The 22,392-nt window shown below is 64.7% G+C and carries 28 protein-coding genes, 2 tRNA genes and 1 pseudogene; 10 read left to right on the forward strand and 21 right to left on the reverse strand.

Annotated features, from left to right (window positions below):
* Window positions 1-91: 91 nt before the first annotated feature.
* Complete coding sequence (locus tag ACVWY5_RS21025) at window positions 92-952, forward strand: sterol desaturase family protein (RefSeq protein WP_321176902.1); 861 nt, start codon at window positions 92-94, stop codon at window positions 950-952.
* 90 nt (window positions 953-1,042) lie between these two features.
* On the opposite strand, the gene ACVWY5_RS21030 is transcribed toward ACVWY5_RS21025, so the two are convergent.
* Both ACVWY5_RS21030 and ACVWY5_RS21035 read right to left on the reverse strand, forming a co-directional pair.
* The gene (locus ACVWY5_RS21030; protein WP_028335378.1) at window positions 1,043-2,278 is read right to left on the reverse strand and encodes a glycosyltransferase family 87 protein; all 1,236 of its coding nucleotides are present in this window, start codon (window positions 2,276-2,278) and stop codon (window positions 1,043-1,045) included.
* Between the two features lie 291 nt (window positions 2,279-2,569).
* Window positions 2,570-2,655: transfer RNA gene (locus ACVWY5_RS21035), tRNA-Tyr, on the reverse strand.
* 309 nt (window positions 2,656-2,964) lie between these two features.
* Between ACVWY5_RS21035 and rlmB the strand changes: the two genes are divergently transcribed.
* A complete protein-coding gene (rlmB, locus tag ACVWY5_RS21040; RefSeq protein ID WP_028335377.1) occupies window positions 2,965-3,789 on the forward strand; it encodes a 23S rRNA (guanosine(2251)-2'-O)-methyltransferase RlmB in 825 nt (274 codons plus the stop codon).
* A 60-nt stretch (window positions 3,790-3,849) separates the two neighbouring features.
* Here the strand turns inward: rlmB and ACVWY5_RS21045 are convergent, their stop codons facing one another.
* The 3 genes from ACVWY5_RS21045 to ACVWY5_RS21055 form a co-directional block, all read right to left on the reverse strand.
* Window positions 3,850-4,272, reverse strand: a complete 423-nt coding sequence (locus ACVWY5_RS21045; protein WP_028335376.1) for a hypothetical protein — start codon at window positions 4,270-4,272, stop codon at window positions 3,850-3,852.
* A gap of 94 nt (window positions 4,273-4,366) precedes the next feature.
* A complete protein-coding gene (locus ACVWY5_RS21050) occupies window positions 4,367-4,840 on the reverse strand; it encodes a hypothetical protein (protein WP_028335375.1) in 474 nt (157 codons plus the stop codon).
* Window positions 4,841-5,068: 228 nt separating this feature from the next.
* Window positions 5,069-5,818: a sulfite exporter TauE/SafE family protein gene (locus ACVWY5_RS21055; RefSeq protein ID WP_028335374.1), complete on the reverse strand. Its 750-nt coding sequence runs from the start codon at window positions 5,816-5,818 to the stop codon at window positions 5,069-5,071.
* 197 nt (window positions 5,819-6,015) lie between these two features.
* On the opposite strand from ACVWY5_RS21055, the gene ACVWY5_RS21060 reads away from it, so the two are divergent.
* From ACVWY5_RS21060 to ACVWY5_RS21085, 6 genes are all read left to right on the forward strand, one after another.
* The gene (locus ACVWY5_RS21060; RefSeq protein WP_028335373.1) at window positions 6,016-6,444 is read left to right on the forward strand and encodes a hypothetical protein; all 429 of its coding nucleotides are present in this window, start codon (window positions 6,016-6,018) and stop codon (window positions 6,442-6,444) included.
* A gap of 163 nt (window positions 6,445-6,607) precedes the next feature.
* A tRNA-Thr gene (locus tag ACVWY5_RS21065) sits at window positions 6,608-6,682 on the forward strand.
* A gap of 578 nt (window positions 6,683-7,260) precedes the next feature.
* On the forward strand, window positions 7,261-7,518 hold the full coding sequence (locus tag ACVWY5_RS21070; protein WP_028335372.1) for a hypothetical protein: 258 nt from the start codon (window positions 7,261-7,263) through the stop codon (window positions 7,516-7,518).
* A gap of 476 nt (window positions 7,519-7,994) precedes the next feature.
* The gene (locus ACVWY5_RS21075) at window positions 7,995-8,183 is read left to right on the forward strand and encodes a hypothetical protein (protein ID WP_028335371.1); all 189 of its coding nucleotides are present in this window, start codon (window positions 7,995-7,997) and stop codon (window positions 8,181-8,183) included.
* A gap of 55 nt (window positions 8,184-8,238) precedes the next feature.
* Window positions 8,239-8,418 (forward strand): hypothetical protein, encoded by a 180-nt coding sequence (locus ACVWY5_RS21080; protein ID WP_028335370.1) that lies wholly within the window; start codon window positions 8,239-8,241, stop codon window positions 8,416-8,418.
* A 163-nt stretch (window positions 8,419-8,581) separates the two neighbouring features.
* The gene (locus ACVWY5_RS21085; protein ID WP_028335369.1) at window positions 8,582-8,785 is read left to right on the forward strand and encodes a hypothetical protein; all 204 of its coding nucleotides are present in this window, start codon (window positions 8,582-8,584) and stop codon (window positions 8,783-8,785) included.
* Window positions 8,786-8,813: 28 nt separating this feature from the next.
* Here the strand turns inward: ACVWY5_RS21085 and ACVWY5_RS21090 are convergent, their stop codons facing one another.
* The 4 genes from ACVWY5_RS21090 to ACVWY5_RS21105 form a co-directional block, all read right to left on the reverse strand.
* Window positions 8,814-9,149, reverse strand: a complete 336-nt coding sequence (locus ACVWY5_RS21090; RefSeq protein ID WP_456671691.1) for a hypothetical protein — start codon at window positions 9,147-9,149, stop codon at window positions 8,814-8,816.
* Window positions 9,150-9,266: 117 nt separating this feature from the next.
* Window positions 9,267-10,655 (reverse strand): DUF2652 domain-containing protein, encoded by a 1,389-nt coding sequence (locus ACVWY5_RS21095; RefSeq protein WP_456671692.1) that lies wholly within the window; start codon window positions 10,653-10,655, stop codon window positions 9,267-9,269.
* A 101-nt stretch (window positions 10,656-10,756) separates the two neighbouring features.
* On the reverse strand, window positions 10,757-11,605 hold the full coding sequence (locus ACVWY5_RS21100; protein WP_028335366.1) for an alpha/beta fold hydrolase: 849 nt from the start codon (window positions 11,603-11,605) through the stop codon (window positions 10,757-10,759).
* A complete protein-coding gene (locus ACVWY5_RS21105; protein WP_028335365.1) occupies window positions 11,602-11,970 on the reverse strand; it encodes a hypothetical protein in 369 nt (122 codons plus the stop codon). Before ACVWY5_RS21105 ends, ACVWY5_RS21100 begins: the two co-directional genes overlap by 4 nt.
* Window positions 11,971-12,478: 508 nt before the next feature.
* Between ACVWY5_RS21105 and ACVWY5_RS21110 the strand changes: the two genes are divergently transcribed.
* A complete protein-coding gene (locus tag ACVWY5_RS21110; RefSeq protein WP_028335364.1) occupies window positions 12,479-12,730 on the forward strand; it encodes a hypothetical protein in 252 nt (83 codons plus the stop codon).
* A gap of 65 nt (window positions 12,731-12,795) precedes the next feature.
* On the opposite strand, the gene ACVWY5_RS21115 is transcribed toward ACVWY5_RS21110, so the two are convergent.
* From ACVWY5_RS21115 to ACVWY5_RS21130, 4 genes are all read right to left on the reverse strand, one after another.
* Window positions 12,796-13,035: a DUF6719 family protein gene (locus tag ACVWY5_RS21115; protein WP_028335363.1), complete on the reverse strand. Its 240-nt coding sequence runs from the start codon at window positions 13,033-13,035 to the stop codon at window positions 12,796-12,798.
* 302 nt (window positions 13,036-13,337) lie between these two features.
* Window positions 13,338-14,054 carry an outer membrane protein gene (locus tag ACVWY5_RS21120; RefSeq protein ID WP_028335362.1) on the reverse strand — a complete coding sequence of 239 codons (717 nt, stop codon included), beginning with the start codon at window positions 14,052-14,054 and terminating at the stop codon, window positions 13,338-13,340.
* A 360-nt stretch (window positions 14,055-14,414) separates the two neighbouring features.
* Window positions 14,415-14,840: a hypothetical protein gene (locus ACVWY5_RS21125; protein WP_028335361.1), complete on the reverse strand. Its 426-nt coding sequence runs from the start codon at window positions 14,838-14,840 to the stop codon at window positions 14,415-14,417.
* Window positions 14,841-15,071: 231 nt separating this feature from the next.
* The gene (locus ACVWY5_RS21130; protein ID WP_038377671.1) at window positions 15,072-15,392 is read right to left on the reverse strand and encodes a His-rich protein BRANT; all 321 of its coding nucleotides are present in this window, start codon (window positions 15,390-15,392) and stop codon (window positions 15,072-15,074) included.
* Window positions 15,393-15,675: 283 nt separating this feature from the next.
* Between ACVWY5_RS21130 and ACVWY5_RS21135 the strand changes: the two genes are divergently transcribed.
* Window positions 15,676-16,224 (forward strand): tetratricopeptide repeat protein, encoded by a 549-nt coding sequence (locus ACVWY5_RS21135; RefSeq protein WP_028335359.1) that lies wholly within the window; start codon window positions 15,676-15,678, stop codon window positions 16,222-16,224.
* Window positions 16,225-16,438: 214 nt separating this feature from the next.
* Here the strand turns inward: ACVWY5_RS21135 and ACVWY5_RS21140 are convergent, their stop codons facing one another.
* The 8 genes and pseudogenes from ACVWY5_RS21140 to ACVWY5_RS21175 all read right to left on the reverse strand — a co-directional run bounded on the left by ACVWY5_RS21140 (window position 16,439) and on the right by ACVWY5_RS21175 (window position 22,256).
* On the reverse strand, window positions 16,439-16,717 hold the full coding sequence (locus tag ACVWY5_RS21140) for a hypothetical protein (protein WP_038381721.1): 279 nt from the start codon (window positions 16,715-16,717) through the stop codon (window positions 16,439-16,441).
* Between the two features lie 146 nt (window positions 16,718-16,863).
* Window positions 16,864-17,613: a cation transporter gene (locus ACVWY5_RS21145; RefSeq protein WP_028335357.1), complete on the reverse strand. Its 750-nt coding sequence runs from the start codon at window positions 17,611-17,613 to the stop codon at window positions 16,864-16,866.
* Window positions 17,614-17,764: 151 nt separating this feature from the next.
* Entirely contained in the window at window positions 17,765-18,067 is a 303-nt protein-coding gene (locus ACVWY5_RS21150; protein WP_028335356.1) for a copper-binding protein, read from the reverse strand.
* 29 nt (window positions 18,068-18,096) lie between these two features.
* Entirely contained in the window at window positions 18,097-18,570 is a 474-nt protein-coding gene (locus tag ACVWY5_RS21155; RefSeq protein WP_028335355.1) for a cupredoxin domain-containing protein, read from the reverse strand.
* A 75-nt stretch (window positions 18,571-18,645) separates the two neighbouring features.
* A pseudogene (locus ACVWY5_RS21160) lies at window positions 18,646-19,968 on the reverse strand (multicopper oxidase family protein); the annotation flags it as partial.
* Between the two features lie 12 nt (window positions 19,969-19,980).
* Window positions 19,981-21,405 (reverse strand): TolC family protein, encoded by a 1,425-nt coding sequence (locus ACVWY5_RS21165; protein WP_028335353.1) that lies wholly within the window; start codon window positions 21,403-21,405, stop codon window positions 19,981-19,983.
* Window positions 21,406-21,414: 9 nt separating this feature from the next.
* Window positions 21,415-21,732, reverse strand: a complete 318-nt coding sequence (locus ACVWY5_RS21170) for a hypothetical protein (RefSeq protein ID WP_028352170.1) — start codon at window positions 21,730-21,732, stop codon at window positions 21,415-21,417.
* 77 nt (window positions 21,733-21,809) lie between these two features.
* A complete protein-coding gene (locus tag ACVWY5_RS21175) occupies window positions 21,810-22,256 on the reverse strand; it encodes a hypothetical protein (RefSeq protein WP_431017529.1) in 447 nt (148 codons plus the stop codon).
* Window positions 22,257-22,392 lie beyond the last annotated feature (136 nt).

Consider the following 22,392-nt stretch of genomic DNA (forward strand, 5'->3'; position numbering starts at 1 on the left):
GATTAACGCTCCCACAATTCGGGTTTGGTTTCCGATTGACGCCATCGGGGACCGGGGTGGTAGGCTGTCGCCATTTCACGTGGCCATTTGAATGCGCGAGTTATTGGAACAATATCAGCTTTTGCTGGCGCCCTTGATCTTCGTGCCGTTCGAGCAACTCTTTGCAGCGAGGCCGCAGAAGATCTTCAGGCGCGGTCTGCTGACCGATATGGCCTTCCTGTTTCTCAACGGCTGGCTGGTGTTCATCGGCGTGACCGCGATCATCGCGGTGGCGACGCTGGTCAATCAATCGATCCTGCCCTCGGCCGTCAAGCAGGCGGTCGGCGATCTCCCGTATTGGGCTCAGGCGCCCATCGCGATCGTGATCGGGGACCTCGGCGTCTACTGGACCCACCGCATCCTGCACGTCGTGCCCGCCATGTGGCGCATCCATGCCGTTCATCACGCCGTCGAGGAGTTGGACTGGCTCGCCGCGATCCACCAGCACCCGCTTGACGTGACCTTCATGAAGGTTGGTTCGCTGTTTCCGCTGTTCGCGCTCGGTTTCTCCGCTGAGGCGATCGGGACCTATCTTGCGATCTACTACTGGCAGTCCTGGCTCGCGCACGCCAACGTGCGCCTGGGCTACGGTCCGCTACGCCGCATCCTGGTGTCGCCGGAGTTTCATCACTGGCACCACAGCAGCGAGCGGGAAGCCAGGGACAAGAACTACGCCGGGCTGTTCTCGTTCTACGATGTGCTGTTCGGCAGCCTCTATCTTCCGGATGGGCAGAAGCCGACGGCATTCGGCGTCGATCATCCGATGCCCACGAGATACCTGGCGCTTTTGGCCTATCCATTTTTCGCCTGGGCCTCGATGCTCAAGCGCGACGATCCGTCGGGCACCAGGCACCCGGTTGGCGCGGAGGCTGTGCCCGGCACGGCAACGCCGCCGGCGCACCAAGACGGCTGATCCTGATGGATCTTCGCCGCAGACTGTTCGCGATCAGGACACTAAAGCGCGATGAGATCGGGTTGAATCCTCATCGCGCCGGATCATGCTTTAGCCGCCGACGGTCGCAGATTTTCGCAACCTCTCGCCTGTAGCCGTCTCGCCGGCCTCTTGCCGGTATCTCATCCAGATCAGCGCGATCACGGTTGCGCACATCATGGGGCCGAGAGGCGTGCGCACGAACGGGAAAGCGTATCCCAATACGAAGACGACGCTGACAGCGATCCGGAACGCGCTTCGACCCGAACGCGACGCGAGGCGGCCCGCGCTGGCGTTCATGAGAAACACCAGCGCGACCACCAGGACCGGCATATCGTAGATCGCGAAGTAAGGAGAAATCAGCGGCGTTGCCGCCAGCAGGCTTGCAGCCTTTACGGCGAAGCTGACATGGCCGCGCCACAGGATCAGCACCCCAATCGCAACCACCGATGCAATGGCGACGTGGAATGCCATCGCCAAACCATAGCCGAGACCGGCGTCTCTCAAGAGCCCATAGATACTCTGAAGTTTGTACCATGGCAGCCCGCCACTGAGGTGGAATTGCGTCGTGGCGAAGGTGGCGGCCGCGCGGAATCCATCGAAGGTATCCCAACCGAAGATCAGCCCGGCGAGCAGCAGGAGGACCGGAATCACCAAAGCGGCGGTGATAACGACGCGCCAACGCCCGGTGGCGATCAACACGAAGGGAAGCAGCACGCCATATTGCGGTTTGAAGATGAGCAGCGCGATCAGGATTCCACTGAGAAGCGGACGCCTGTCCAATGTCAGCAGGATGCCGCCGAGTAACGATGCGGCGAGCAGCGCGCTTTGGCCGGAGATGAAATCGTAGAATACGGGCGGAGCAGCGAGTGCGAGCAGCAGCGCGCCGGAGCGTGGCCGGATGGCATGAACGACGAGCAGCCAGCAAGACAGCTTTGCCGCGCTCCAGACCCAGAACGCGATCGGAAACGGCAGCAGCGCCAGCGGCGCCACAACCAGGAAAAACACCGGCGGATAAAAGAACGGAACCGGCACCTGATCGTAAGGATACGGAGCGTGATTGAGGGATTGCAGCCGGAGAACAAGTTGCTGATGCAGCTGCTCCCAATCGTACGCCGCCGCCGCATGGCCTTCGAGCGCCATCGTGCCCGCGCCCCAGAAACACGAAAAATCGATTCCGGCCTGGCCGGCACCACCGAAAAATGCCGGTATCGAAACCAGGATGGAGACGCCGAGCAAGACAGCGCAGGCAACCATCAGCGCCGGGTCGTCTCCTGCAGAAGCGTCCCAGTGCAAAATTTTCTTCATGTCGTCTGAAACGGCTCAATCATGAAATGGCGCAATCTACCATTGCGCTCGCGGGCCGAGCAATGGAACGCCGGCGGCGGCTGGAGATGTTTGCGCGGATAGGGTGAAGACGCAGGCGTCGAATGGGCGATTGGTTGTGGCCTAGCTTCGCTGCGATGAAGTTTTCTGGGCTTGCCGAGCCGAGGGTCGCGGATGTCAGTCCGTCTACGCTCGCTGGCGCTCAAGCTACGCCGGACACGCTTCGCCCTGACGGGCCCCGGCGCGCCACGCGTAGCCCGTCAGGGCGAAGCGTGGTGGGGGAGGCAGGACTCGAACCTGCGAAGCCATGAGGCGGCTGATTTACAGTCAGCTCCCTTTGCCACTCGGGACACTCCCCCGTCCAACAGCATCAGACCGGCCGCGCGAGTGGCGGCGGACCGGGTCATCGAAATGACGCTGATAACCGGCCGACCCGAAGCGGGTGCGCGGTCGGGCGCGTTTATGGGGGAAGGCGGTCCCCAAAGTCAACCAAGCCGGCCGTCTATTTGGGATACTTTTGCAGGCTCGGGCGATCTCTGTTCCAAAGTAGTGAGTGTTGCGGCCAGATTCTTGTTTTGTCGCGTTTTCCTCACGCGAACCGGACCCCACTTCGCTCGAAAACGCTGTGTAAAATTGCCAATATTCGGGAGCCGTGACACAAGCCTCACATGAGCGATCGCGACCGCAAACCCAATTTCCGAGGCAAGGGCGGTAAACCCTTCCAAAAAGGGCCGAAATTCGGCCGCCCGCCGGCCCGGCGGGAACGCGAATCCGGTTCCGACGGGCCGGTGATTCTGTATGGCTGGCACACGGTGTCGGCCGCGCTCGCCAACCCCGACCGCCATATCCGCAAGCTTTACCTCACCGAGAACGCGGCGAAGCGCCTCGCCGACGAAAACATCGCGACCCGCGTCGCCCCCGAGATCGTCCGGCCCAGCGAGATCGACCGGCGCCTCACCCCCGATGCGGTGCATCAGGGCCTCCTGGCGGAGGCCGATCCGCTGCCCTCGCCCGGCATCGACACGCTGGCGCTGGAGGGCATCGTGCTGGTGCTCGACCAGATCACCGATCCGCACAATGTCGGCGCCATCCTGCGCTCGGCCGCGGCGTTCGCGGTGAAGGCGATCGTCACCACCGCCCGCCACAGCCCGGAGGCGACCGGCGTGCTGGCGAAGTCCGCCTCCGGAGCGCTCGAGCTGGTGCCTGTTGTCACCGTGCAGAACCTGGCGCGCGCGCTGAACGAGTTGAACGAGCGCGGCTTCCAGACCGTCGGCCTCGACAGCGAGGGTACCGAGGATCTGGGCAAGGCCGCGCTGCAAGCGCCGCTCGCGCTGGTGCTCGGCGCCGAAGGCAAGGGCTTGCGGCAATTGACGCGCGAGACCTGCCGCGTCGTCGCCCGCCTCGACATGCCCGGCGAGATCAAGAGCCTCAACGTCTCGAACGCCTGTGTGCTCGCGCTCTATATCGGCGCCAGCCGGCTCGGGCTGATGTGAACGACAAACGCCCGCTCGCGTGGCGCGAACGGGCGTTGATGTCTCGAACTGACGATCGGATCAGTAGTAGCGGCGCAGCACCGGGTGGCCGTAGCGGCCGTAGCGATAGCCGTAGTGCGAACGATAGCCGTAGTGCTGGCGGTAGCCGTAGCGACGGTAGCCATAGTGGCGATAGCCGTAATACGGGCGGCCGTAGCCTTCGCGGTAGTACGGACGCGGTGCCCAGTTGCCCGGACCGGTGTAGGTCGGTCCCTGGTTGACGTAATAGTACTGCTGCGCCGCGCCGGGATAAGCGGCATCCGGGTCGGGCAGACGTTCGACTGCGCCGTAGCCGTAACCGCCATAGTAGCCACCGCCGCAACCACCGCAGCCGTAATTCACGACGGGCGCGGAATAGCCGCAAGGGTTGAAGCCGCACGCCATTGCGGGCGCGGCCACCATGACGGCCACCGCCGCAATCAGTCCTTTGATCATTTGACGCATTACTCTCTCCTGTAGGTCTCTCTGTTCGTCGCGTAGCTCTTGATGGCTATTCAGGATCCCCGTTCGAGGGGCTCTTGATTTCGGGCAGTTGACTTTAGAATCGTCGAGGTCGCGGTGGCCGCGGGAACGGGCCCGGCAACGGCCGCGGCCCGTTGAACTCGGGCGCGTAGATCACCGGCGGCGGATCGACCGGCACGTTGGACTGTGCCGGCAGCGGAGCCGATTCCGCGCCCCACGATTGATGATAGCTCTCGGCCGGCTTGGGCAGGCGGCGGTTGGCCGGCGGCTCGATCTCGAGACGGCCGTAACCCGGCATGCGGCCGAGGCTCGGATAATAGTGGCCGACATTCGGCTGGGGATCGATCGGGCGGCCGCCATAGACGGTCGGCACCATCGACTCGTTGCGGGCGAGCCCCATCGCGCTTTCGACCACGGCGTAGGAGGCGTCGACGCCGTTAATGATGATCGGCACGCCGGGCCGCACCGGCACGACAATGTCGAAGCCGCCGCCGGCCAGCGCCGTCGAGCTCATCGCAGCCAATATCGCCAGCGCAAGACTTGCGCGCATGTTCACCCAGCGTCCCGAATTGTTCCACCACAACCTAATCCAACGGCTTGGCGGAAGGGTTAAGGACGCCGGCCAAACTGCCGGTAAGCCTAACGCGTAAGCATCGGCATCCGGTCAATGCGGCCGTGCGGAATCAGAAATCGTTAACAGGCGCCCGGGAGCATGAGCCGGAAAAGTGCGAAGCGGACTTCCGAAAAGATCATGCTCAAACAAAGAGCCGCCTCCCCGTCAGGTGAAGGCGTTCTCGACGATCGAGTGGACGCCGATCGCGATCGTGACCGCGCCGACCGCCACTTGCAGGCCGCGATTGGCCCAGGTCAGCCAGCGCGCCGAGGCTGCGAGCGGCACCGCGATCACGCTGGACAGCACGCCCATGCCGATCATCGAGCCGATCCCGAACAGCGCGACATAGCCGAGCCCGATCACCGGACTTGGGGCCTGCGACACCGTCAGCACCAGGAGCGCCGCCGAGCCGGCCATGCCGTGCATCAGGCCGACCAGGAGCGTGCGCCAGCGGAAGCCGTGCGCGTGGCTGTGCGCGGCGCGGACGTGCGGCACGGTGGACGCAGGCGCCACGGTGGACGCAAGCGCCACGGTGGACGCGAGCGCCACGGCTTCACCGGCATGGCTGTGGGCGTGGAAGTGCGTGGTGCCGTCGCCGTGCGAATGGGTGTGGAAGTGCACGCGGTCACGCCACAGCCGCCACCACACATGCACACCGAGGCCGACCAGCATGATACCGACCGCGGTCTCGATCGGCTGAGATACCGTTTCGGGAATCGCGCGCCCGAGCAGGATCGCGGCGCCGGCAAAGATGAACAAAGTGAGCGTGTGGCCAAGTCCCCAGGTCAGCCCGTGCTTGACGATGTCACCGACATGGGTGCGGCGGGCCGCGATGCTCGATACCGCCGCGATATGATCCGGCTCCAGCGCATGCTGCATGCCGAGCAGAAAGCCAAGACTCAAGATTCCGAACATCAATCCCCCGCGTCGGCACCGACATCAGTCCGTTCACCGCTGTACACGCAATTCTCGTGAAAGGCAGCATGCTCCGGAACGCATCATGCGCACGAACCTGCAGAACTTCACACTGCTTTGAACACGGGGCAAGGCCGCGCTGGAACAGGCACGGCACCGCGAGATTAGCTCTCGACGACGACGAGAGGAGATCTCGCATGACACAATTCAAGATCCTCGGCGTGGCAGCCCTGCTCGCCTCGGCACTGGCGGGCCCGGCGATGGCGCAACAGACGATCGGCACCGCCGCGCGCTGCTCGAATGCCTGGCCGGACGCCCCATGCCAGGCGATGGCACCGGGCACCACCCGCACCGCCTATCACCAGCGCATCGATCGGCGGGACCAAGGCTGGCAGGGCAGCTACAACCGCTATGATCCCGGCCCGTTCGCGCCCGTCGACGCCGCGGCCCGCGTGGCCGGCGGCGCGGTCGGCACGGCGGCTGCGGTCGCCACCGCCCCGTTTGGCGGCCCCGACTATGCCCGCGCCCCGATCGGCGGCGCCGAATATGCGCGGCAGAACGGCTTTGTCTGCACCCCCGGCACCCGGTTCCGCGGCAGCGACGGCCGCCAGCATCCCTGCCAGTAGCTCAGCTGATTAGGCCGACGGCGCAGAAGGCGGCCTGCGGGCCGCCTTCTTGCTGTCGGGCCGACACGGGGACGCGATCGCTTCTCGCCTGCTCGGTTCAAGCCTTGGTTCTGGCTCTGGCGCGCCAAGTCTGCTATGCGAGCGCGCAAATCATTGCCAATTCGCCGGCTTAGCTCAGCGGTAGAGCAGCAGTTTTGTAAACTGAAGGTCGGGGGTTCAATCCCCTCAGCCGGCACCAATTGGCTTGGATTTCCGCCATCCTTGCCGCCGCGACACAGCTTCAGTCTGCCGAGATCGACCGTCGACCGCGGCAGCCCCTCCAACTCGCAGGCGAATACGGCAGTTCCGAGCATGGGGAAGCGTGCTTCGACGCTGCAGAGCTGTCCAGAGCATGCTTCTTCGATGCCGACGCCGAAGCAGTCCGCTGCTGCAAATCCCTTGATGACCCCGTGAACGCCGACCGTCCTGCGGCCGATGCTGCCTTCAAACCGAAGTGCCTGGGCATCGCGTCCTCCATTCAGATATGCGCGGCTTTGCGCCGCGCGTCTTTCCCGGCTGCGATTCGAACACGTCGTCGCGATTCAATCAAAGCGCTTCGCTTGATTGCCCACAATGTACGGAGTGAGCCGTAGTATTCCGGGTGTCGGGCGTGCCACATCGTCGATCGCGTTCACCGATAGCCATGCAACGACCTCTGCGCTTCCCAATGTCTTGCATGAAGCCCTAGCGAGAACGTTGAGTCCTCTCGCGACGACTACTTGTGATTTTGTTCCCGCTGGCTATTGTTCCCGCACTTTCACCTTCGGGAATTTCAAAATGAAGATTGTTTTCTGCACCGCGATTGTCCTGTCCACGCTGGCCGTCGCTCCGGCGAGCGCCAGGGAGCGCAATGACAGCCCTCACTCCCAGGCCTGCATGGCCAAGAACGGCTTCAATCTCGATATGTGGCGCGCTCACTCCGCGGGCACCGACGCGCAGGTCCTGAGGTACATTCAGTGTCGGGATCGGGTGTCCGCAGCACAGGCCAAGGCGATCGGCATCCGCGACCATAACTTCAGCGCGGGCTATCGATGAGCCTTGAGGGTGACGCGAAAATCGGACGCGCCCTCGCCTTCCTTGCCAGCGGCTGCATCCCGGCAAGCGCCGCAGGCTGGACCTGCTCCGCCGCGGGTCTGATCTCGGGTCGTATGATGGCGGCGATAGCGCCTACATCCATCTCACCGGTTTCTCGAACGGCAACAACTATCCTGTCGCCAAGAAGGGCAGCCGGGCCACCGGCACGACGAAGAACGGCACCCGCTTCGTCTGCACGCAACGCTAGGGCACATCGGCGGGACAACAGGAACCGCCACGTCGACGTGGTGGTGACGCGCTGAGACAGCTCGCCCGTCCGGACCGATGCCGCGCCGCAGGGCCGGTACGGAAGGCCGTTGCGACACTCCCCTGGCAGGAATCGTGGGATCCTTCCCGTAGGATCACCCATCCCTCGCCTTGCTTCTGTTCTTGCGGCCCCAAACAGGGTATGCAGAATGCGGGGTGGGACTCAGCCAATGACCTATTTGATCCTTGCCCGAGATGGCACCAGCCAAATCGTGCTGAAGCGCGACAGCGAAGACGCGGCCGAGAAGAAGGCGCGCGAGCTGAAGGAGATGGGCTGGTTCGAAGTCGAGGTCCGCGAGGACAAGACGGCGCCCGTCACGTCGGCTCCCCCGACGGATCGTCCACCGACGCTGCAATGACGCCTTGATGAACCTTTGCCGGGTGGCCCTTACAGATATGTGAGGAGCCGCCACCATGTCCGACACAGCACATTACCGCTTCCAATCCGATCAGGCGCGACGGCTGGCCCGGCAGGTGACCGACGCCGCGGTGCGCGAGAAGCTGCTCGAAATGGCCGAGGAATATGGCCGCTACGCCGACCTGATCGAGGCGCGCAGCGCCGAACAGATGCCCGCCGCGATGGCGGCCTATTAGGCTGAACCCCGCCCCGTTCCGGCCGGCTCACCGGTTCGTCCTCTCCTGATGCTCGTTCTCAAGGTGAGGCCCGATCCGCTCGACAACGCCTGAGGATTTGTTTGGAACATGATGCCCCCTCACGCGATTTCCTCGCACGAGGGTCCGCGAATCCGACCGCAATTTGCTGCTTCTGGGCACGTTCACGCTGCTCGGCGTGGTCGCTGCCGGCCTCGTCGCCCTGCTTGATCCGGCGCCCGCGCCGGCGAATGCCGCGCCTCGGCCGGCCGCGAATCGCGCGGCGGCATCGGATCAGGGACGGGCCCAGACCCCGGTCCGGATCGTCGGTACCCCGTTCGTCCCCAACACCAATCCCCGTCAACGCTGACCGTCCACGCCCGCCGGGCGTGTCACAATTATGTCACCGCGCCTACCAAACAGGCGTCTTCGTCAACCATCATGATGGCGAGCGCTTGATTCCGCGCGGTTGCTTTGCTGGAATCCGCGCGCTCAGGGTGCGCCATGAAGTGGATGAAAGAACGCGATCTCCTGATCGCGCAGACAATGGCTTTCGTACAGTCGGTGAAGGGCAAGCTGCCCGACGCCGAGCCGCCGGTGCCTGCCCCGCAGACGGCGGTGCCGCCTGCCGCAAAGCCGACCGCCACGGCGCCTGCCGCTACACCTGCCCCCGCCGCGTTGCCGACCGCCGCTGAACAGGCCTTGGCCGAGGCGATCGCCACGTTCAGCGTCAAGCCTGCGGCCGAGGTGCGGGCTGCGGTCGTGCCGCCTCCGCTTCCGGTGCCGACCGTGATCGAGGGCCTGCCCCCCGCTCCGTCGCCGTTACCGGTGACGGCCGTCGAAGTCCCGCCTCAACCGGCGCAGTTGCCGCATTTTGCCAGGCTCGACATCAGCGGCGACTTCGGATCCGAGGTGCGGGAGCGGGTTGCCAATTTCCGCGCACAGCAGCAGCGCTTCCTGAAGGAGCGCGAGGAATATTGCACCACGACCATGGCCAAGGTCCGCGCCGCGATCAACGAGCTGCCGCGCTCGGGCAAGTAACGCAGCCCCATTAGACCCCCGGACCGTGCGTTGGGCATCAGCCGCGCGCGCCCGATTTCACCGGCTCGGTCAGGAAGCGCCCGCTCGATCGCGTCAACGCCGGCTCCTCCACTGCATCGAGAGCAGGCCGCTTTCCTTCCAGCATGGATCGCAAGCCGGCGATCGCCTTGGTCATGCGTTTCCGCGTATTTCACCGCGGCGCCGTCGACGAACTCTCGATCCTTTGGCTTAGGTTTGGCGACCCGCAGCTCCAGATGTGTCATTCCGTTTGGACCGTCCAGAACGGCGCGAGTCATCACGATCCGCGGCGCGCCGGGAATCGGAAGCGTGATGCCCACCGTGAAATAATCGGTCGGGCGCCAATCGAGCATCTCCTCGACGACGGTATGGTTGCCGTGCATACAGTGGTTCCTGGTGCCGGGACCACGTCGTCCCCTGCCGGAATCCTCGACGATGGTGTCGGCGTCCCACCATTTCTGCCATTGCCCGGGCACGGTGAAAAACTCCCAAACCGTCTGCCGGGGCGCGGCGATGTCGAATTCCAGCATGACGTAGGCATCGTCGCGCGTCACCTGCATCCGGGTTTGCGCGTCTTCCTGCCGCCACGCCGCTTCGAGATCGCGCGCCCACAGCGTCACGTCGCCGATGACGTCGATGGTTTCGCGATGGGCGATGAGACCCTGGGCGACCGGATCGACACCCATCGCGCGGATGGCCGCGTCGCTGTAAAGCGCGTAGGCGCGTCCGCCGACCTTCTCACCAACCGTGTTCTTGAGCAGCCGGTGGACCAGAATGACGTCGCGCCCGGCGAGCTCCTCTCTCCCGCCCATCTTCTGCTTCACCATCTCGCCATGATGGATAACGAACTTGAAATCGAGATCGCCCATCGCGACGCAGGCCTGACACTCGCAAGTCGAGGCCTGGCGCACGTTGCGCAGGCGCCGGCGGAATTTGAAATAGGCGCCCTCGATCGCGTCCTGCAGCAGCGAGCCGTCAATCTTCTCGGCGGTGGTGTAGACGAACGCGGCGTCGCCTTCGAACTTGGCGAGGCGGAATGGCGGGCGCAGCGCTTTCACCACCGTATCCATGAAATCGGCGATGATGTCCTGCGCATGGTCAAGCTCGACCGCCGCGAGGAAGTTGGTATAGCCGGAGATGTCGGCAATCGCGAAATAGGCCGCTTCAGCCTTCGGAAGCATGGGGACCTCCTGCGCAACCGGTTCACGCCCAATCGTGCGGACGCGCAGTCTGTCATACCTCGCCGCCCGAGGTCGAGGAGCAAAGCGACCCCAGGCGTGCGCTAGCGGCCGCCGATCTTCTCCAGCACCGGCAGCAGGTGTGTGAGAAACTCGGCCGAATTCTCGCTCATCGGGAAATGGCCGAGGCCCTTCATGATGGTGGCCTCGGCTCCGGCAATGCTGTTCGCCACCGCCAGCGTCTCTTCCGGCGTGCAGGAATAGTCGTACTCGCCCGACAACAGAAACAGCGGGCAACGTCTCGTGTCGATCTCGGCGACACGAGCGCGGATGTCGCCGTCGATCTTGTAGAAATAGAGGTCGCCCTTGAACACGCCGGGCCCGCTCTGCATGTAATGCCACAGCGTCTCCCACCGCTCCTTGTCGGGCGCGTCAGGGCCGACGAGGCCCGAGACGATGGCGGAGGCGACCTCGCCGCCATGCACGTCCGGCCGGTGCAGGAAGTTCAGGTCGTAATAGGGATCGACATGCGCGCCCGCCTGCAGGCCGATGATGGCGCGGAAACGTTCGGGATGCTCGAGCGCGAGATGCAGCGCGATCCGGCCGCCGATCGAGCAGCCGATCACGATCGGCCTGTCGAGGTCGAGCGCGTCCATCACCGTCAGGATCATGGTCGTGTATTGCGCGGAGGTGAGCTGGTACTCCTCGTCGTGCCAGCCCTGCGGCGGCGACGACTTGCCGTGCCAGGGCATGTCGAAGGCGATGACGCGATGGTTGCGCGTGACGCGCGCATCGTTCATCAGGCCGCGATATTGCCGCCCGTCGGCGCCCGCGGTGTGCAGGCAGAGCAGCGGCGTGCCCTCGCCCGCCTCCTCGACATAGACGCGGTGGGCCCGGCCGAACAGCTCCAGATGCATGTAGCGGCCGATGATCGGTTCAAATCTGGCGCTCATGCGGCCACTCCCTCGCGGCGCAGCTTGCCGAGCGCCTCCTTGAAGTAGCGCAGGTTCGCCATGAAGATCTGCAGCTCGCCCTCGGCCTTCAGCACGCGGCGCTTGATCAGTGCCATCAGGTCGTTCGAGCCCGGCGGCGGCCGCATTTCGCAGAACCGGTCCCACTCCGCCTGCGAGGTGCGCAGCGCGAACGACGACGAGGGCATCACGAACGGGCCCTTCGTCACCGCGACGATCCGGCCCTCATGGATCGCGATCAGCCAGGCGGCCGCGCCGATCTCGAGCAGGAATGTCGTGGTGAGGTAGCGGCCGCGCCGCACCAGGCCGGCGTCGCCGTTGACCCGTTCCTTCAGCGTGTCGATCATATCAGCTCCCCGATCGCGGCCCGTCCGCGCAGCGCGCGGCGGGCGCTTGTTCTGCCGGCAATGATGGAAGGAATGGTGTAGCCGTCAATCGCCGGCGGCGCCGCGCGGCTCCGGCGTTTTCGCGTGGCCGCCACATACGAATTTTAGCGAGAGCCGGGAGATCTAAAGCCAGGATATCTAAAGCCAGGACCAGACCAGCGCCACGTTGGCGGCGCAGGCCGCGAGCAGCGCAACCGCAAGCGCGAGTTGCACGCGTTCGTAAGTGGGCTGGTGGATCGCTCTCATGGGCCGGAGCATCCGGCGATTCTACCCGGAGAGTCCCGGGGATTCTTTTTTCGGGGGTTTACCACCCGTTAAGGACTCAAGGCCCTTCCGCGAAAGGGCCGAAATGACTCATATTTTCAGATGCTTGCCGCGGATGCTCGCTCACGGTTCCGTGACCGGAACGGCGATATTGCCTGAAACCCAAAACGGGGGCTGGCGTTGTCGGTTGTTTGGGGAACGACGAATGCCGTACGCGCTGTTTTATCAGGACGCCAAGCTGAGCAAGGCCTATCCGACCGAGGCGGATGTCTGGACGCTGGCCAGGAAATCCGGCCTGGTGGTGGATGCCATCTCCGGGGAGGAGAAGTCCGCGCCGCGCCCGGTGCTGGATAACGACTACGAAATCCGGCCCTGTCAGCTCGAGCCGAACGAGGATCCGGCCAAGAACAAGGCCGATGCCGATCGCGAAGCGCGTCTGGAGCCGCGGTTGAACTAATCAGACGTTGGGCCGGCCGGCGCGCAGCGGCGGGCCGGGATGCAATGGGTGCGGTCGCCCCGCGCCTACGGCATTGCCGTCGCCAGCGAGGCCTGTTCGGCGGCGAGCGAAACGCAAATCTTCCGCCGATGCAGACCCCGGATCGCGCCGGTGACCTTGAGCACCTTGCCAGCCGAGCAGGACGCGTCCTGCACGAACACGACCTCGTAAGGCGCTAGCGCCAAGGGTTCGGATTTGAGGATCGTCTGGGCAAGGCACGGCATGGAGACCGCAGAGAGGATCAGCCCTAACGCAAAACTACGCATGTTCGTTTGTCCACCAGCCCGGCGATCGCATAATAGCGCAGCACGATGAAAGTTCCGTGCAATGCAGGAATTATTTTTGCATTGCACGATCAGGCCTGAACATCAGGTGAATGTGGGGTCGTAACCCGGATGGAGCGGAGCGAAATCCCGGGACTTCGTTCGTCGGATCGGCTGCCCCGGATTGCGCTGCACTCCATCCGGGCCACGGGTCACCGCATCCGTCGTCATTGCGGGGCGAGCGGCTGGCCAACAAAAAGGCCGACCCGAAGGCCGGCCTTTCGATTGATGCGATGAAGCCGCGATCAGTAGCGGGAGCCGACCGGACCACCCCATCCGAAGCGGTAGTTGACCCCGAGCTTGACGGTGTGCTCGTCGTTCCGGAAGCTCGTCCCGACGAGGTCGGCCGGGCCGCTGGTGAAGTTGGTCTTGCCGAAATTGTAGTACTGGTACTCGGCCTTCGCCGACCAATTGGGGGCGAACATGTATTCGAGGCCCGCGCCGACCGTATAGCCGTCCTTGTGGCCGCCATCGGTGGTGAAGGACGCCGGCACGCCGCCGACCGACGCAGTGATGTTGTTGCTGTCGCGCCAGGCATAACCGCCCTTGGCGTAGAGCAGCGCCGGACCCCAAGTGTAGCCGAGGCGGCCGGTCACCGAACCGATCTGGTCGGTGTTGCCGGTCACCAGCGTTCCGCCCGGGAGCAGCACGCCATTGTTCGAGGAGCTGGGCAGCCAGGAATACTGCGCCTCGGCGCCCATCACCCAGTTCGGGGCGAACTGATAGTCGAAGCCGCCCTGCACACCACCCATGAAGCGCGCGTCGCTGCCCATCAGGTTGTTGCCGTCGGTGAACGCGCCGCCGACATGGCCGCCGATATAGAAACCGGTCCAGTTGTAGACGACGGCGGGGGCGGTATAGGGCGGCGGTGCCTTGGTATAGGTGCGGGCCGGCATGTCAGCCGCAAACGCAGGGCCCGCAAGGGCGGCCAGCGCGACTGTGCCGAGCAAAAACTTCTTCATTTCTGATCCCCGTTACTAACGCTGCGCTGTTAAGCCAAACAACGTGACCTCAATTAGGTTGCTTTGGGGCAATGCCGCACCCGTGATGTTTCCGAGCTGTGACAGGGTCGCAACAACGCCCGTTTGTTCCCTGGCACAGAAGGTTTTTTTCACCGGTTAAGCAGCCGCATCTCGGCTGGATGTAAGTCGCAGACGGCTAAAGTGAAGTTCAACGCTCCCCGAAAAGTGATCGGAGTTGGCTAACGTTTCGATCAGGCTTGCGACAAGCGGCCGCGCAGAAGCGCGATCAGATCGCGCTTCTGCCACTTGTTCGGGCATGATCTTTTCGGAAAAACCGCTTCACACTTTTCCGGACATGCCTTAGCGCGACATCTTTTCCAGTTCCGGAAATGCCGCGTAGGACGCGCCGGCGCAGGGCTCGGCGGGGTTGTCGAGGATGCGATCGAGCCGGCCGTCGACAAACAGGACACCGCGCTCCCGGGCGGGGCGGTAATTGCCGTCGGTATCCTTCGCGCTGTAGCGCAGGCACACGACGTAGCGCAGCCGGCCGCCGACCGTGCGCTGCGCCGGCTCGGCGATAGCAGCCTCGCGGACCCCGACCGGATTGTTCAGGTAGGTCCGCATGAAGGCGAGGATCTGGTCGCGGTAGCGGTCCGGGAACGGCTGATTGGCGACGCCCCGGTCATCGGTGAAGGTGGTCGGCCCGCCGCCGTCGTCGCTGGTGAGGCAGCCGGCGAGCGGAAGCGAGAGCAGCAGGATGGCTGCCAGTTGTGATGAAATCCGCAAACGACGTTGTTCCCTGAGTCCCCGGAGGCGTCTCATAAACTGCCGGGCGGCCAAAGGGAATTCGCAACTCGGTTATTCCTCGCCCGGGTTCACAACCGGAGCCAGACGCACTCCGGCCCGTCGCCATTGGGGAAGCAATGGACGGACGGGCCGGTTCTGCATCCAAAAAGGCGCAGCGGGGCAATGTGGATCGAAACTACGCCCTTCGGATCAGATTCAACCGCGCCTGGGTCAGCCGCGTTTGGCCGGCGCGACGTGCTTGGTCGCGACCTTTGCGTGGACGTGCTTGGTCGCATGCTTCGGCGCCTTCACCTTCAACATGCCCATGTGCTTGTGGTGGCGGTGATGGCGATAGTGCTTGTGGTGCATCTTGGCGTTGGCATTGCGCACCTTCGACGGCAGCTGCTCGCTCTTGATCACGGGAGCGGCCTTGGTCGCCGGGGCAGTCGTGGTCGCCGGCGCGGGTGTTGCGGCCTTGCCGGTCTCGGCGGCGAGCGCGGGCGCTGCGATCACGGACATGGCGAGCAGCGCGGCGGAAATCGTCTTCAGCATGATGGTCCTCCTCGTCGGGATCGAGAGGTCTCCGGCCGGATGGTCGGCCTCACCGATCAATGCACGTGACCTTATGGGCCGCGCACTGAACCCGTTCTGAAGGACCCTGACGGACTTCATTCATGTGCATGACATCTCTGTCATGTTCTCTTCTACCGGCGGAAAGCAGGATCACGCAATCGTGGGATCGGCCGGGAATGTTCTGCACCCCTGGGTGTTCAAGTCATCAGGCTTCGGTGTACGATTACCGAGCACGATCAGGAACGATCAGGAGCAACCAGGAATGAGCAGGAAGACGAAGTTTTTGGGCCTCGCAGTGCTCTCGATGACGCTCGCCTCCGGGCCGGTCATCTCGGCCTACGCCGCGGGCAGCGACAATCCCTCGCCGCCGGCTTCCGACAGCGGCAGCAGCAAGGGCAAGAAGGCGAAGAAGGACAAGAGCTCCGCGATCGACGATCAGAAGTTCCTGGCCGGCTATCGCGCCGCCTACACCACGATCTACGACAAGCACGACTATACCGCTGCGATCGAGCAGTTGAAGGCGCTCGGCCAGGATGATCGCGCCGACGTCGCCAACCTGATCGGCTACTCCTATCGCAAGCTCGGCGACTACAAGGTCTCGCAGATCTGGTACGAGCGCGCGCTGAAGGCCGACCCGGCCCATGTGCGCACCTGGCAGTATTACGGCCTCTGGCAGGTCGAACAGGGCAACCGCGATCAGGCGCAATACCACCTGAACCGCATCGCCCAGCTCGCCGGCACCAACAGTGACGAATATCGCTCGCTCGCCGCAGCGCTGGAGAAGCCCCCGGGCACCGGCCTGGTTTACTGAGTTAAGGCAACCGCTTCCTACATCGAGCCGGCGTGGTCGCGACGACTGCGCCGGCTTTTTGCTGCGTAGGATGGGTAGAGCCAACGGGTCCGCGCAAAGCGCGGCCCGACGATAAACTCCGCGAAACCCATCATGCTTCCGCTCGGATCAGAGGTGATGAGTATCGCTTCGCTCCACCCATCCCACGGATCAGCGTAGTCGTTACGGATGGAGATTACGGATAATGCTCGAGGCGACGATCGGGCTTTTGCGGGCGGCTCGCCCCCACCGTGTTGCCCGCAGCACCGGCATCCGGCTTGGCCGGACGCGCGGCCTTCTCGACCGGCGGCCCGCTGTCGCCGGTTTTCTTGGCGCTGTTCAGCGCCTCGCCGGTGGTGGTCACGTTGGCGGCCTGCCCGGCCCCCGCCGAGCCGGCCGAAGGGCCGGAGCTTTGCGCCAACACGGTTCCCGATAGCACCAATGCCGCCATCAGTATTGCCGCGTTGATTGTCATGGAGGGGGCCTTCTGCGCTCGAATGATGCACAGCAACGCGCCGCTGCCACGGACGTTCCCACGGAGCCATCATTTAAGGTAAATGCGCGGCAAATTTCGGCCCTGGTGCGGCCTGTCGCAGGAAGCACCGCGCGCTTGCGGCTTCCTCAGCCATGCGCTGCTGACGGGCTACGTAGTGCCGCCTCGCGATATTCGGCCCATGCCTGCCGCAGGATTTGCACCGACGAGGCGAGGAATATCACCGCCATCACGGCGGCGACGGCAAGGTCAGGCCAGGCCGAGACCGATCCCCACACGCCGAGGGCGGCCGCCATCACGATGAGATTTCCGATCGCGTCGTTGCGCGAGCAGAGCCAGATCGAGCGGACGTTGGCATCGCCGTCCTTGTACGGCAGCAGAAGCAGAACCGAGCCTAGATTGGCCGCGAGTGCCAACGCGCCGATGGCGCCCATCACCTCGGCCTTCGGCACGCCGAGCACGAACGTCTGGTAGACGGTCGAGCCGAACACCCACAGCGCCATCAAGCTCAGCGACCCGCCCTTCAACAGCGCGGCGGAGGCGCGCACGCGCAGGCCGGCGCCGATCACCGCAAGGCTCAGTCCATAGATGACCGTATCGGCAAGGAAGTCGAGCGCATCGGCCTTGAGCGCCTGCGATCCGGCAAGCTGACCCGCGATCATCTCGGTCAGGAACATCGCGCCATTGATGCCGATGACCGTCCAGAGCACGCGCCTGTAGCGCGGATCGAGACCGTCAAAGACGGGAACGCCGCCCGAGCAGCCGCACGAATCGGCCGCGCGATCGCGGTCCCCTGCCCGCGCGCCGGCCTTGATCGGCAGCGCCAGCGGCGGTGGTGCGCAGCATTCGGTCGTCTTCTGCCCGCAGCAATCGTTCATGGCTCGTCCTTCCAGACGACAGGATAAGGCCGGCCACGCAACGCATTCAAGCCGATCCATCCGGAACAGCTCCGGCGATCATGTGTCGCGGGTTCAAGGGCTGCCGGCTGCGTTTAGCCGACAGCCCAACCTGCTGATGCGAGCCGTCGCCTCACTTCGCCTTCTGGATCGCGGTGACGGTGTAGCCGCCGTCGCCCTCCTGGGCCTCGAACCGGATCTTGTCGCCGACCTTGACCTGCTTGAGCAGCGCCGGATCCTTGACCCGGTAAACCATCGTCATCGGCTCGTCCATGCCAAGGCTCTTGGCCGGGCCGTGCTTGAGCGTGATCTTGCCCGCGCCCTCGTCGATCTTCTTGACCTCGCCATTGATCGCGGCGGCCTGCGCGAGCGCCGCGCCCAGGGTCAGAGCCAGCGCGAACGCGCCGGCGCCGGCAAGTTGGATCATCCTGTTCATCATTGTTGTGCTTTCTTTCGCAGCTGGTTTCATTTCACGATGACGCGGCCGGTCATCCCGTAGTCGCGGTGATCCGGGATCAGGCAGGAATATTCAAACGTTCCGGCCTTGGTGAACTTCCAGACGATCTCCGCACTCTTCTTCGGTGCGAGGCGAACGCCGTTCGGATCGTCATGCTCCATGTGCGGATGCTTCTTCATCACTTCGGCATGCTTCAGATTCTCTTCGGTGGTCGCGAGCAGGAATTCATGATCCTCGGTGCCCGCGTTGCGGATCACGAAGCGGATCTGCTCGCCGCGCTTGACCTCGATGCGGAACGGCGTGAACTCCATCTCCTTCATCTCGACCTCGACCGTGCGCGAGGGCTTGCTCGGATCGCCGGGCTCGCCGGCCGAATAGGATTCATGGCCGTGCTTCTCGTGACCGCGCGACGGCACTGCGGTAACGGACAGCGCAATCAGCACGATGCCGATGCTGGTAAGTTGCTTCACTGGATTCTCCATTCTGTGTTTGATGCTTGTCGTTGGTGAGTGAGCCGGATCCGCTACATCTTCATTCCCTTCATCGATGGGCTTGGCTTTTTGCCCGGGCGCCGCCGGCGGCTGGCGCGCAGGCTCGACGGCGGGCGCCTCGACCTCATAGGCAACCGTGCCCGGCGGATATTTGTACGGTCCGGGGTCGGCGTAATCGTCGCGGCCGAGCCCCTCGCGGATCTTCATCACCGTGAACATGCCGCCCATCTCGATCGGCCCGAACTGCCCGGTTCCGGTCATCATCGGCAGCGTGTTGTCGGGCGCGGGCATCTCCATGTTGCCCATCGCCATGCCGGTCGATCCCATCACCATGGCGTCGGGCGCGAGCTTGCCGACCGCCTTGGCCAGATCTTGGCGCGACACGCCGATGAAGTTTCTGACGTCGTGGCCCATCGCATTCATCGTGTGGTGCGACTTGTGGCAGTGGAACGCCCAGTCGCCCGGATTGTCGGCGAGCATGTCGAACGCCCTGACCGCGCCGACCGGCACGTCGGTCGTGGTCTCTGGATACTGCGCGCTCTCCGGCACCCAGCCGCCGTCGGTGCAGGTCACCGCGAAATTATGCCCGTGCACATGGATCGGATGGTTGGTCATGGTCAGGTTGCCGATCCGCACGCGGATCCTGTCGCCGAGCCGGATCGGCATCGGATCGATGCCGGGATAGACGCGGCTGTTCCAGGTCCACATGTTGAAGTCGGTCATCTCATTGACCTTCGGCAGATAGGTGCCGGGGTCGATGAGGTAGCTGCTCATGATGAAGACGAAGTCGCGGTCGACGGCACGGAACGCCGGATCGCGCGGGTGCACGATGAACATGCCCATCATGCCCATCGCCATCTGCACCATCTCGTCGGAATGCGGGTGGTACATGAAGGTCCCGCTGTGCTTCATCTCGAACTCGTAGACGAAGGTCTTGCCCGGCTTGATGTGCGGCTGGTTGAGCCCGCCGACGCCGTCCATGCCTGACGGCACGATCATGCCGTGCCAGTGCACCGTGGTGTGCTCCGGCAGTTTGTTGGTGACGAAGATGCGGACCTTGTCGCCCTCGACCGCCTCGATGGTCGGTCCCGGAGCCTGACCGTTATAGCCCCAGAGATTGGCCTTCATGCCGTCGGCGAATTCGCGCACCACGGGCTCGGCGACGAGATGGAATTCCTTCCAGTCGCCGTTCATCCGCCACGGCAGCGACCAGCCGTTGAGCGTGGCCACCGGCCGGTAGTCCGGCCCGCTGGTGGGACGTAGCGGCGGCTGCATCACCACCTTGTCCATGGTCGGCGCTTCGGGAATGGCGGCGGCCTGGACGCGGCCGCTGACCGCGCTTGCCGTGACCAGCGCCGCGCTGCCCAGAAATCCTCGTCGCGAAAACATGTGCTGCTCCATTCAATGACCGCCGCCGGCCGCGGGCTGCGCAGCCGAGGCGATGGAAGACGGTGTCGATGCTGCGCCGGCCGAGCCGCCGCCGTTGATCGCGGTCTGCAGCTCGGACTGCGCCAGAAGGAAGTCGCGCCTGGCGTCGATCGCCGCGCGCAGCGAGGCGAGCCGCTGCCGCGCTTCGGTCAGCAGCGCGAACACGTCGACCTGCATGCTGGAGAAGCGCAGCTGCATCTCCTCGGTGATGATCTGCCGCAACGGCAGCACCTCGCGCTGGTAATGGCGCGCGATGTCGTAGGTCGAGCGGTAGACGCGGTAGGCGTCGCGCGCCTCGGAGCGGACGTTGATCGCCTTCTCGGTCAGGCGGTTCATCGCCTGGCGGTAGGTCTCCGCCGCCTGGCGTACTCGCACCTCGCCGCCGTCGAAGATCGGAATCTGGAACTGGACGTCGAAGCCGCGCTCCCTGAACGGCGGGGCTTCGGGATCGTGCGTCCGCTTGTCGATGCCGGCGACGTCGAGCAGCGTGACGAACCGCGTCGCCTCGGTGAGATCGAGCGCCTTGGCGAGCGCGACGATTTCCATCCGCGCGATCTGCAGGTCGACGCGATGGCCGACCGCGGCGATCTCGATCGACGGCTGCTGCAGCGGCCGCTTGGGCAGCGGCGGCAGCCGGTCCGGAATCCGGAAGCCGAGATCGCCGTCCCACAATCCGAGCAGCCGCGCCAGCCGCTCGCGCGAACTCGCCGCATTCTGCCGCGCGCTGGCGAGGTCGGCGGTGATCTCGGCGTAGAACACCTGCTCGCGGGCCTGGTCGAGCTTGTTCATGCCGCCGGTCTCGCCGAGCTTTTTGGCGAGCTGCGCGGTCGACTCCGCGGTCGCCTTAGCATCCGTCAGCAGCGCGACCGTCTCGTTCGCGGCCACCGCCGCGACGTGGCTGCGCCGCACCTCGGCGGCAAGCCGCAAGGTGGCGAGTGCGGCCTTGAGCTGCGCCTGGCGGAAGCGCTCGCGCGCGATCTCGGAGCGGGCCGGAACGGTCGCGAGCGCCAGGATGTCGCCGACCACCTGCCGCTCGAGCTCGCTGGCGCCGTTGCCGGCGATGCGGGAGACCGAGAAGGTCGGGTTCGGCGGCAGGCTCTCGGCAACGTAATCGGTCTCCGCCAGCGCCAGCTCGTTATAGGCGGCCTGCAGCCCCTTGTTGTTCAAGAGTGCAACCTGCACGGCGGCATCCGCCGTCAAATTGCGCGCGAGCAGCCGTTTCACCGCGGCGTCGACGGTCGCGGCCGCGTCCGTGCTGCGAACGAAGGCGACGTCCTTGCCGATCGCCTGCTCGGTCACCTCGGAGACAACGCCCATGCCGGTGTCGGGCGAGAACGACGCGCATCCCGCGAGCGCGGATGTCAGCAGCAGGATCGGCGTGATGGCCAGATATCGCATGGCGCCCTCCTACCGATCCGACTTCGAATTGGCCGGCGGCGTCACGCCGTCATTGCGCTCGCGCCAGGGCAGCGGCGTCGACGGACGCAGGCTGCTGTAGGGCGCGATCGTCGAGCGGTAGCCGACCCCGGCCGTCCCCGCCGCCGGATTTGCCGGATCGCCTGCGACGGCGACCGGCCGGCCGTCGGCCATGCAGCCGGCGAGCGGCGCAGATGTGAGGATGACGGCGGCCATCCGCGACAAGAATATCGATGGCGCGCGCCGCCCAAGCCTGTTGCCAAGCCTGTTGGCCACGGCGGCGAGCCTCGCCCCGAGATGCGAAAACATGGATCTGTCCCGATCAGCAAATGAATCACAGGCATGCGCACGCGAGCGCGCGGCGCAGCCACGATGTCAACGAAAGATCAGGCGATGGGGGGACGATAGAGCCGCGCCGGCGCCTCGCTCCGCAGGCTCTGACGGGCCTCGGAAAGGCGTGTGGCGATCGGATGCTGGGGACCAGCGACGAATGGAAGATCAGCCGGCAGCGCCGATACGCACATCAACGCGCAGCACGGCCCCGGCGCATTCTTGCCGTCGTGGCTGTGCTTCGCAGGCGGCGCAGCATCATCGGCTGCGTGATGCATATGCATGCCGCCATGATCGTGGGCGGCATGATCGTGCGCGACGCCTTCGGCAGGCGCCATCGGCATCGACGCCGCATGCACATGCGCCACGGCGTCGGGCTGCACCTCATCGGTCAGGCACGGAAACGGCGCCCCGAATGCGAGTGCGAAGGACGGCGCGAGCACGCAAAACAGATAGGCCAGGATGATGGAACATCCTGCCCGCACCCGCCCTGCCCTCGTCAATCGCACCAACACCCGCCTCGCGTCTCCAACCACCCGCAAGCTAACCGCAAATCAGCCTGCCGCAAACCGCCATCAGCTATATACCCCCTCAGGGTATCATTCAATCCGGTTTGACTCCACGAACCGACGTCATGTT

The organism is Bradyrhizobium sp. USDA 3256 (assembly GCF_054058275.1).

Coding starts and splice junctions, on each gene's coding strand:
- ACVWY5_RS21025 (WP_321176902.1), top strand. CDS start 92: ATGCGCGAGTTATTGGAACAATATCAGCTTTTGCTGGCGCCCTTGATC.
- ACVWY5_RS21030 (WP_028335378.1), bottom strand. CDS start 2,278: ATGAAGAAAATTTTGCACTGGGACGCTTCTGCAGGAGACGACCCGGCG.
- rlmB (WP_028335377.1), top strand. CDS start 2,965: ATGAGCGATCGCGACCGCAAACCCAATTTCCGAGGCAAGGGCGGTAAA.
- ACVWY5_RS21045 (WP_028335376.1), bottom strand. CDS start 4,272: ATGCGTCAAATGATCAAAGGACTGATTGCGGCGGTGGCCGTCATGGTG.
- ACVWY5_RS21050 (WP_028335375.1), bottom strand. CDS start 4,840: ATGCGCGCAAGTCTTGCGCTGGCGATATTGGCTGCGATGAGCTCGACG.
- ACVWY5_RS21055 (WP_028335374.1), bottom strand. CDS start 5,818: ATGTTCGGAATCTTGAGTCTTGGCTTTCTGCTCGGCATGCAGCATGCG.
- ACVWY5_RS21060 (WP_028335373.1), top strand. CDS start 6,016: ATGACACAATTCAAGATCCTCGGCGTGGCAGCCCTGCTCGCCTCGGCA.
- ACVWY5_RS21070 (WP_028335372.1), top strand. CDS start 7,261: ATGAAGATTGTTTTCTGCACCGCGATTGTCCTGTCCACGCTGGCCGTC.
- ACVWY5_RS21075 (WP_028335371.1), top strand. CDS start 7,995: ATGACCTATTTGATCCTTGCCCGAGATGGCACCAGCCAAATCGTGCTG.
- ACVWY5_RS21080 (WP_028335370.1), top strand. CDS start 8,239: ATGTCCGACACAGCACATTACCGCTTCCAATCCGATCAGGCGCGACGG.
- ACVWY5_RS21095 (WP_456671692.1), bottom strand. CDS start 10,655: ATGCTTCCGAAGGCTGAAGCGGCCTATTTCGCGATTGCCGACATCTCC.
- ACVWY5_RS21100 (WP_028335366.1), bottom strand. CDS start 11,605: ATGAGCGCCAGATTTGAACCGATCATCGGCCGCTACATGCATCTGGAG.
- ACVWY5_RS21105 (WP_028335365.1), bottom strand. CDS start 11,970: ATGATCGACACGCTGAAGGAACGGGTCAACGGCGACGCCGGCCTGGTG.
- ACVWY5_RS21110 (WP_028335364.1), top strand. CDS start 12,479: ATGCCGTACGCGCTGTTTTATCAGGACGCCAAGCTGAGCAAGGCCTAT.
- ACVWY5_RS21115 (WP_028335363.1), bottom strand. CDS start 13,035: ATGCGTAGTTTTGCGTTAGGGCTGATCCTCTCTGCGGTCTCCATGCCG.
- ACVWY5_RS21120 (WP_028335362.1), bottom strand. CDS start 14,054: ATGAAGAAGTTTTTGCTCGGCACAGTCGCGCTGGCCGCCCTTGCGGGC.
- ACVWY5_RS21130 (WP_038377671.1), bottom strand. CDS start 15,392: ATGCTGAAGACGATTTCCGCCGCGCTGCTCGCCATGTCCGTGATCGCA.
- ACVWY5_RS21135 (WP_028335359.1), top strand. CDS start 15,676: ATGAGCAGGAAGACGAAGTTTTTGGGCCTCGCAGTGCTCTCGATGACG.
- ACVWY5_RS21140 (WP_038381721.1), bottom strand. CDS start 16,717: ATGACAATCAACGCGGCAATACTGATGGCGGCATTGGTGCTATCGGGA.
- ACVWY5_RS21145 (WP_028335357.1), bottom strand. CDS start 17,613: ATGAACGATTGCTGCGGGCAGAAGACGACCGAATGCTGCGCACCACCG.
- ACVWY5_RS21150 (WP_028335356.1), bottom strand. CDS start 18,067: ATGAACAGGATGATCCAACTTGCCGGCGCCGGCGCGTTCGCGCTGGCT.
- ACVWY5_RS21155 (WP_028335355.1), bottom strand. CDS start 18,570: ATGGAGAATCCAGTGAAGCAACTTACCAGCATCGGCATCGTGCTGATT.
- ACVWY5_RS21165 (WP_028335353.1), bottom strand. CDS start 21,405: ATGCGATATCTGGCCATCACGCCGATCCTGCTGCTGACATCCGCGCTC.
- ACVWY5_RS21170 (WP_028352170.1), bottom strand. CDS start 21,732: ATGTTTTCGCATCTCGGGGCGAGGCTCGCCGCCGTGGCCAACAGGCTT.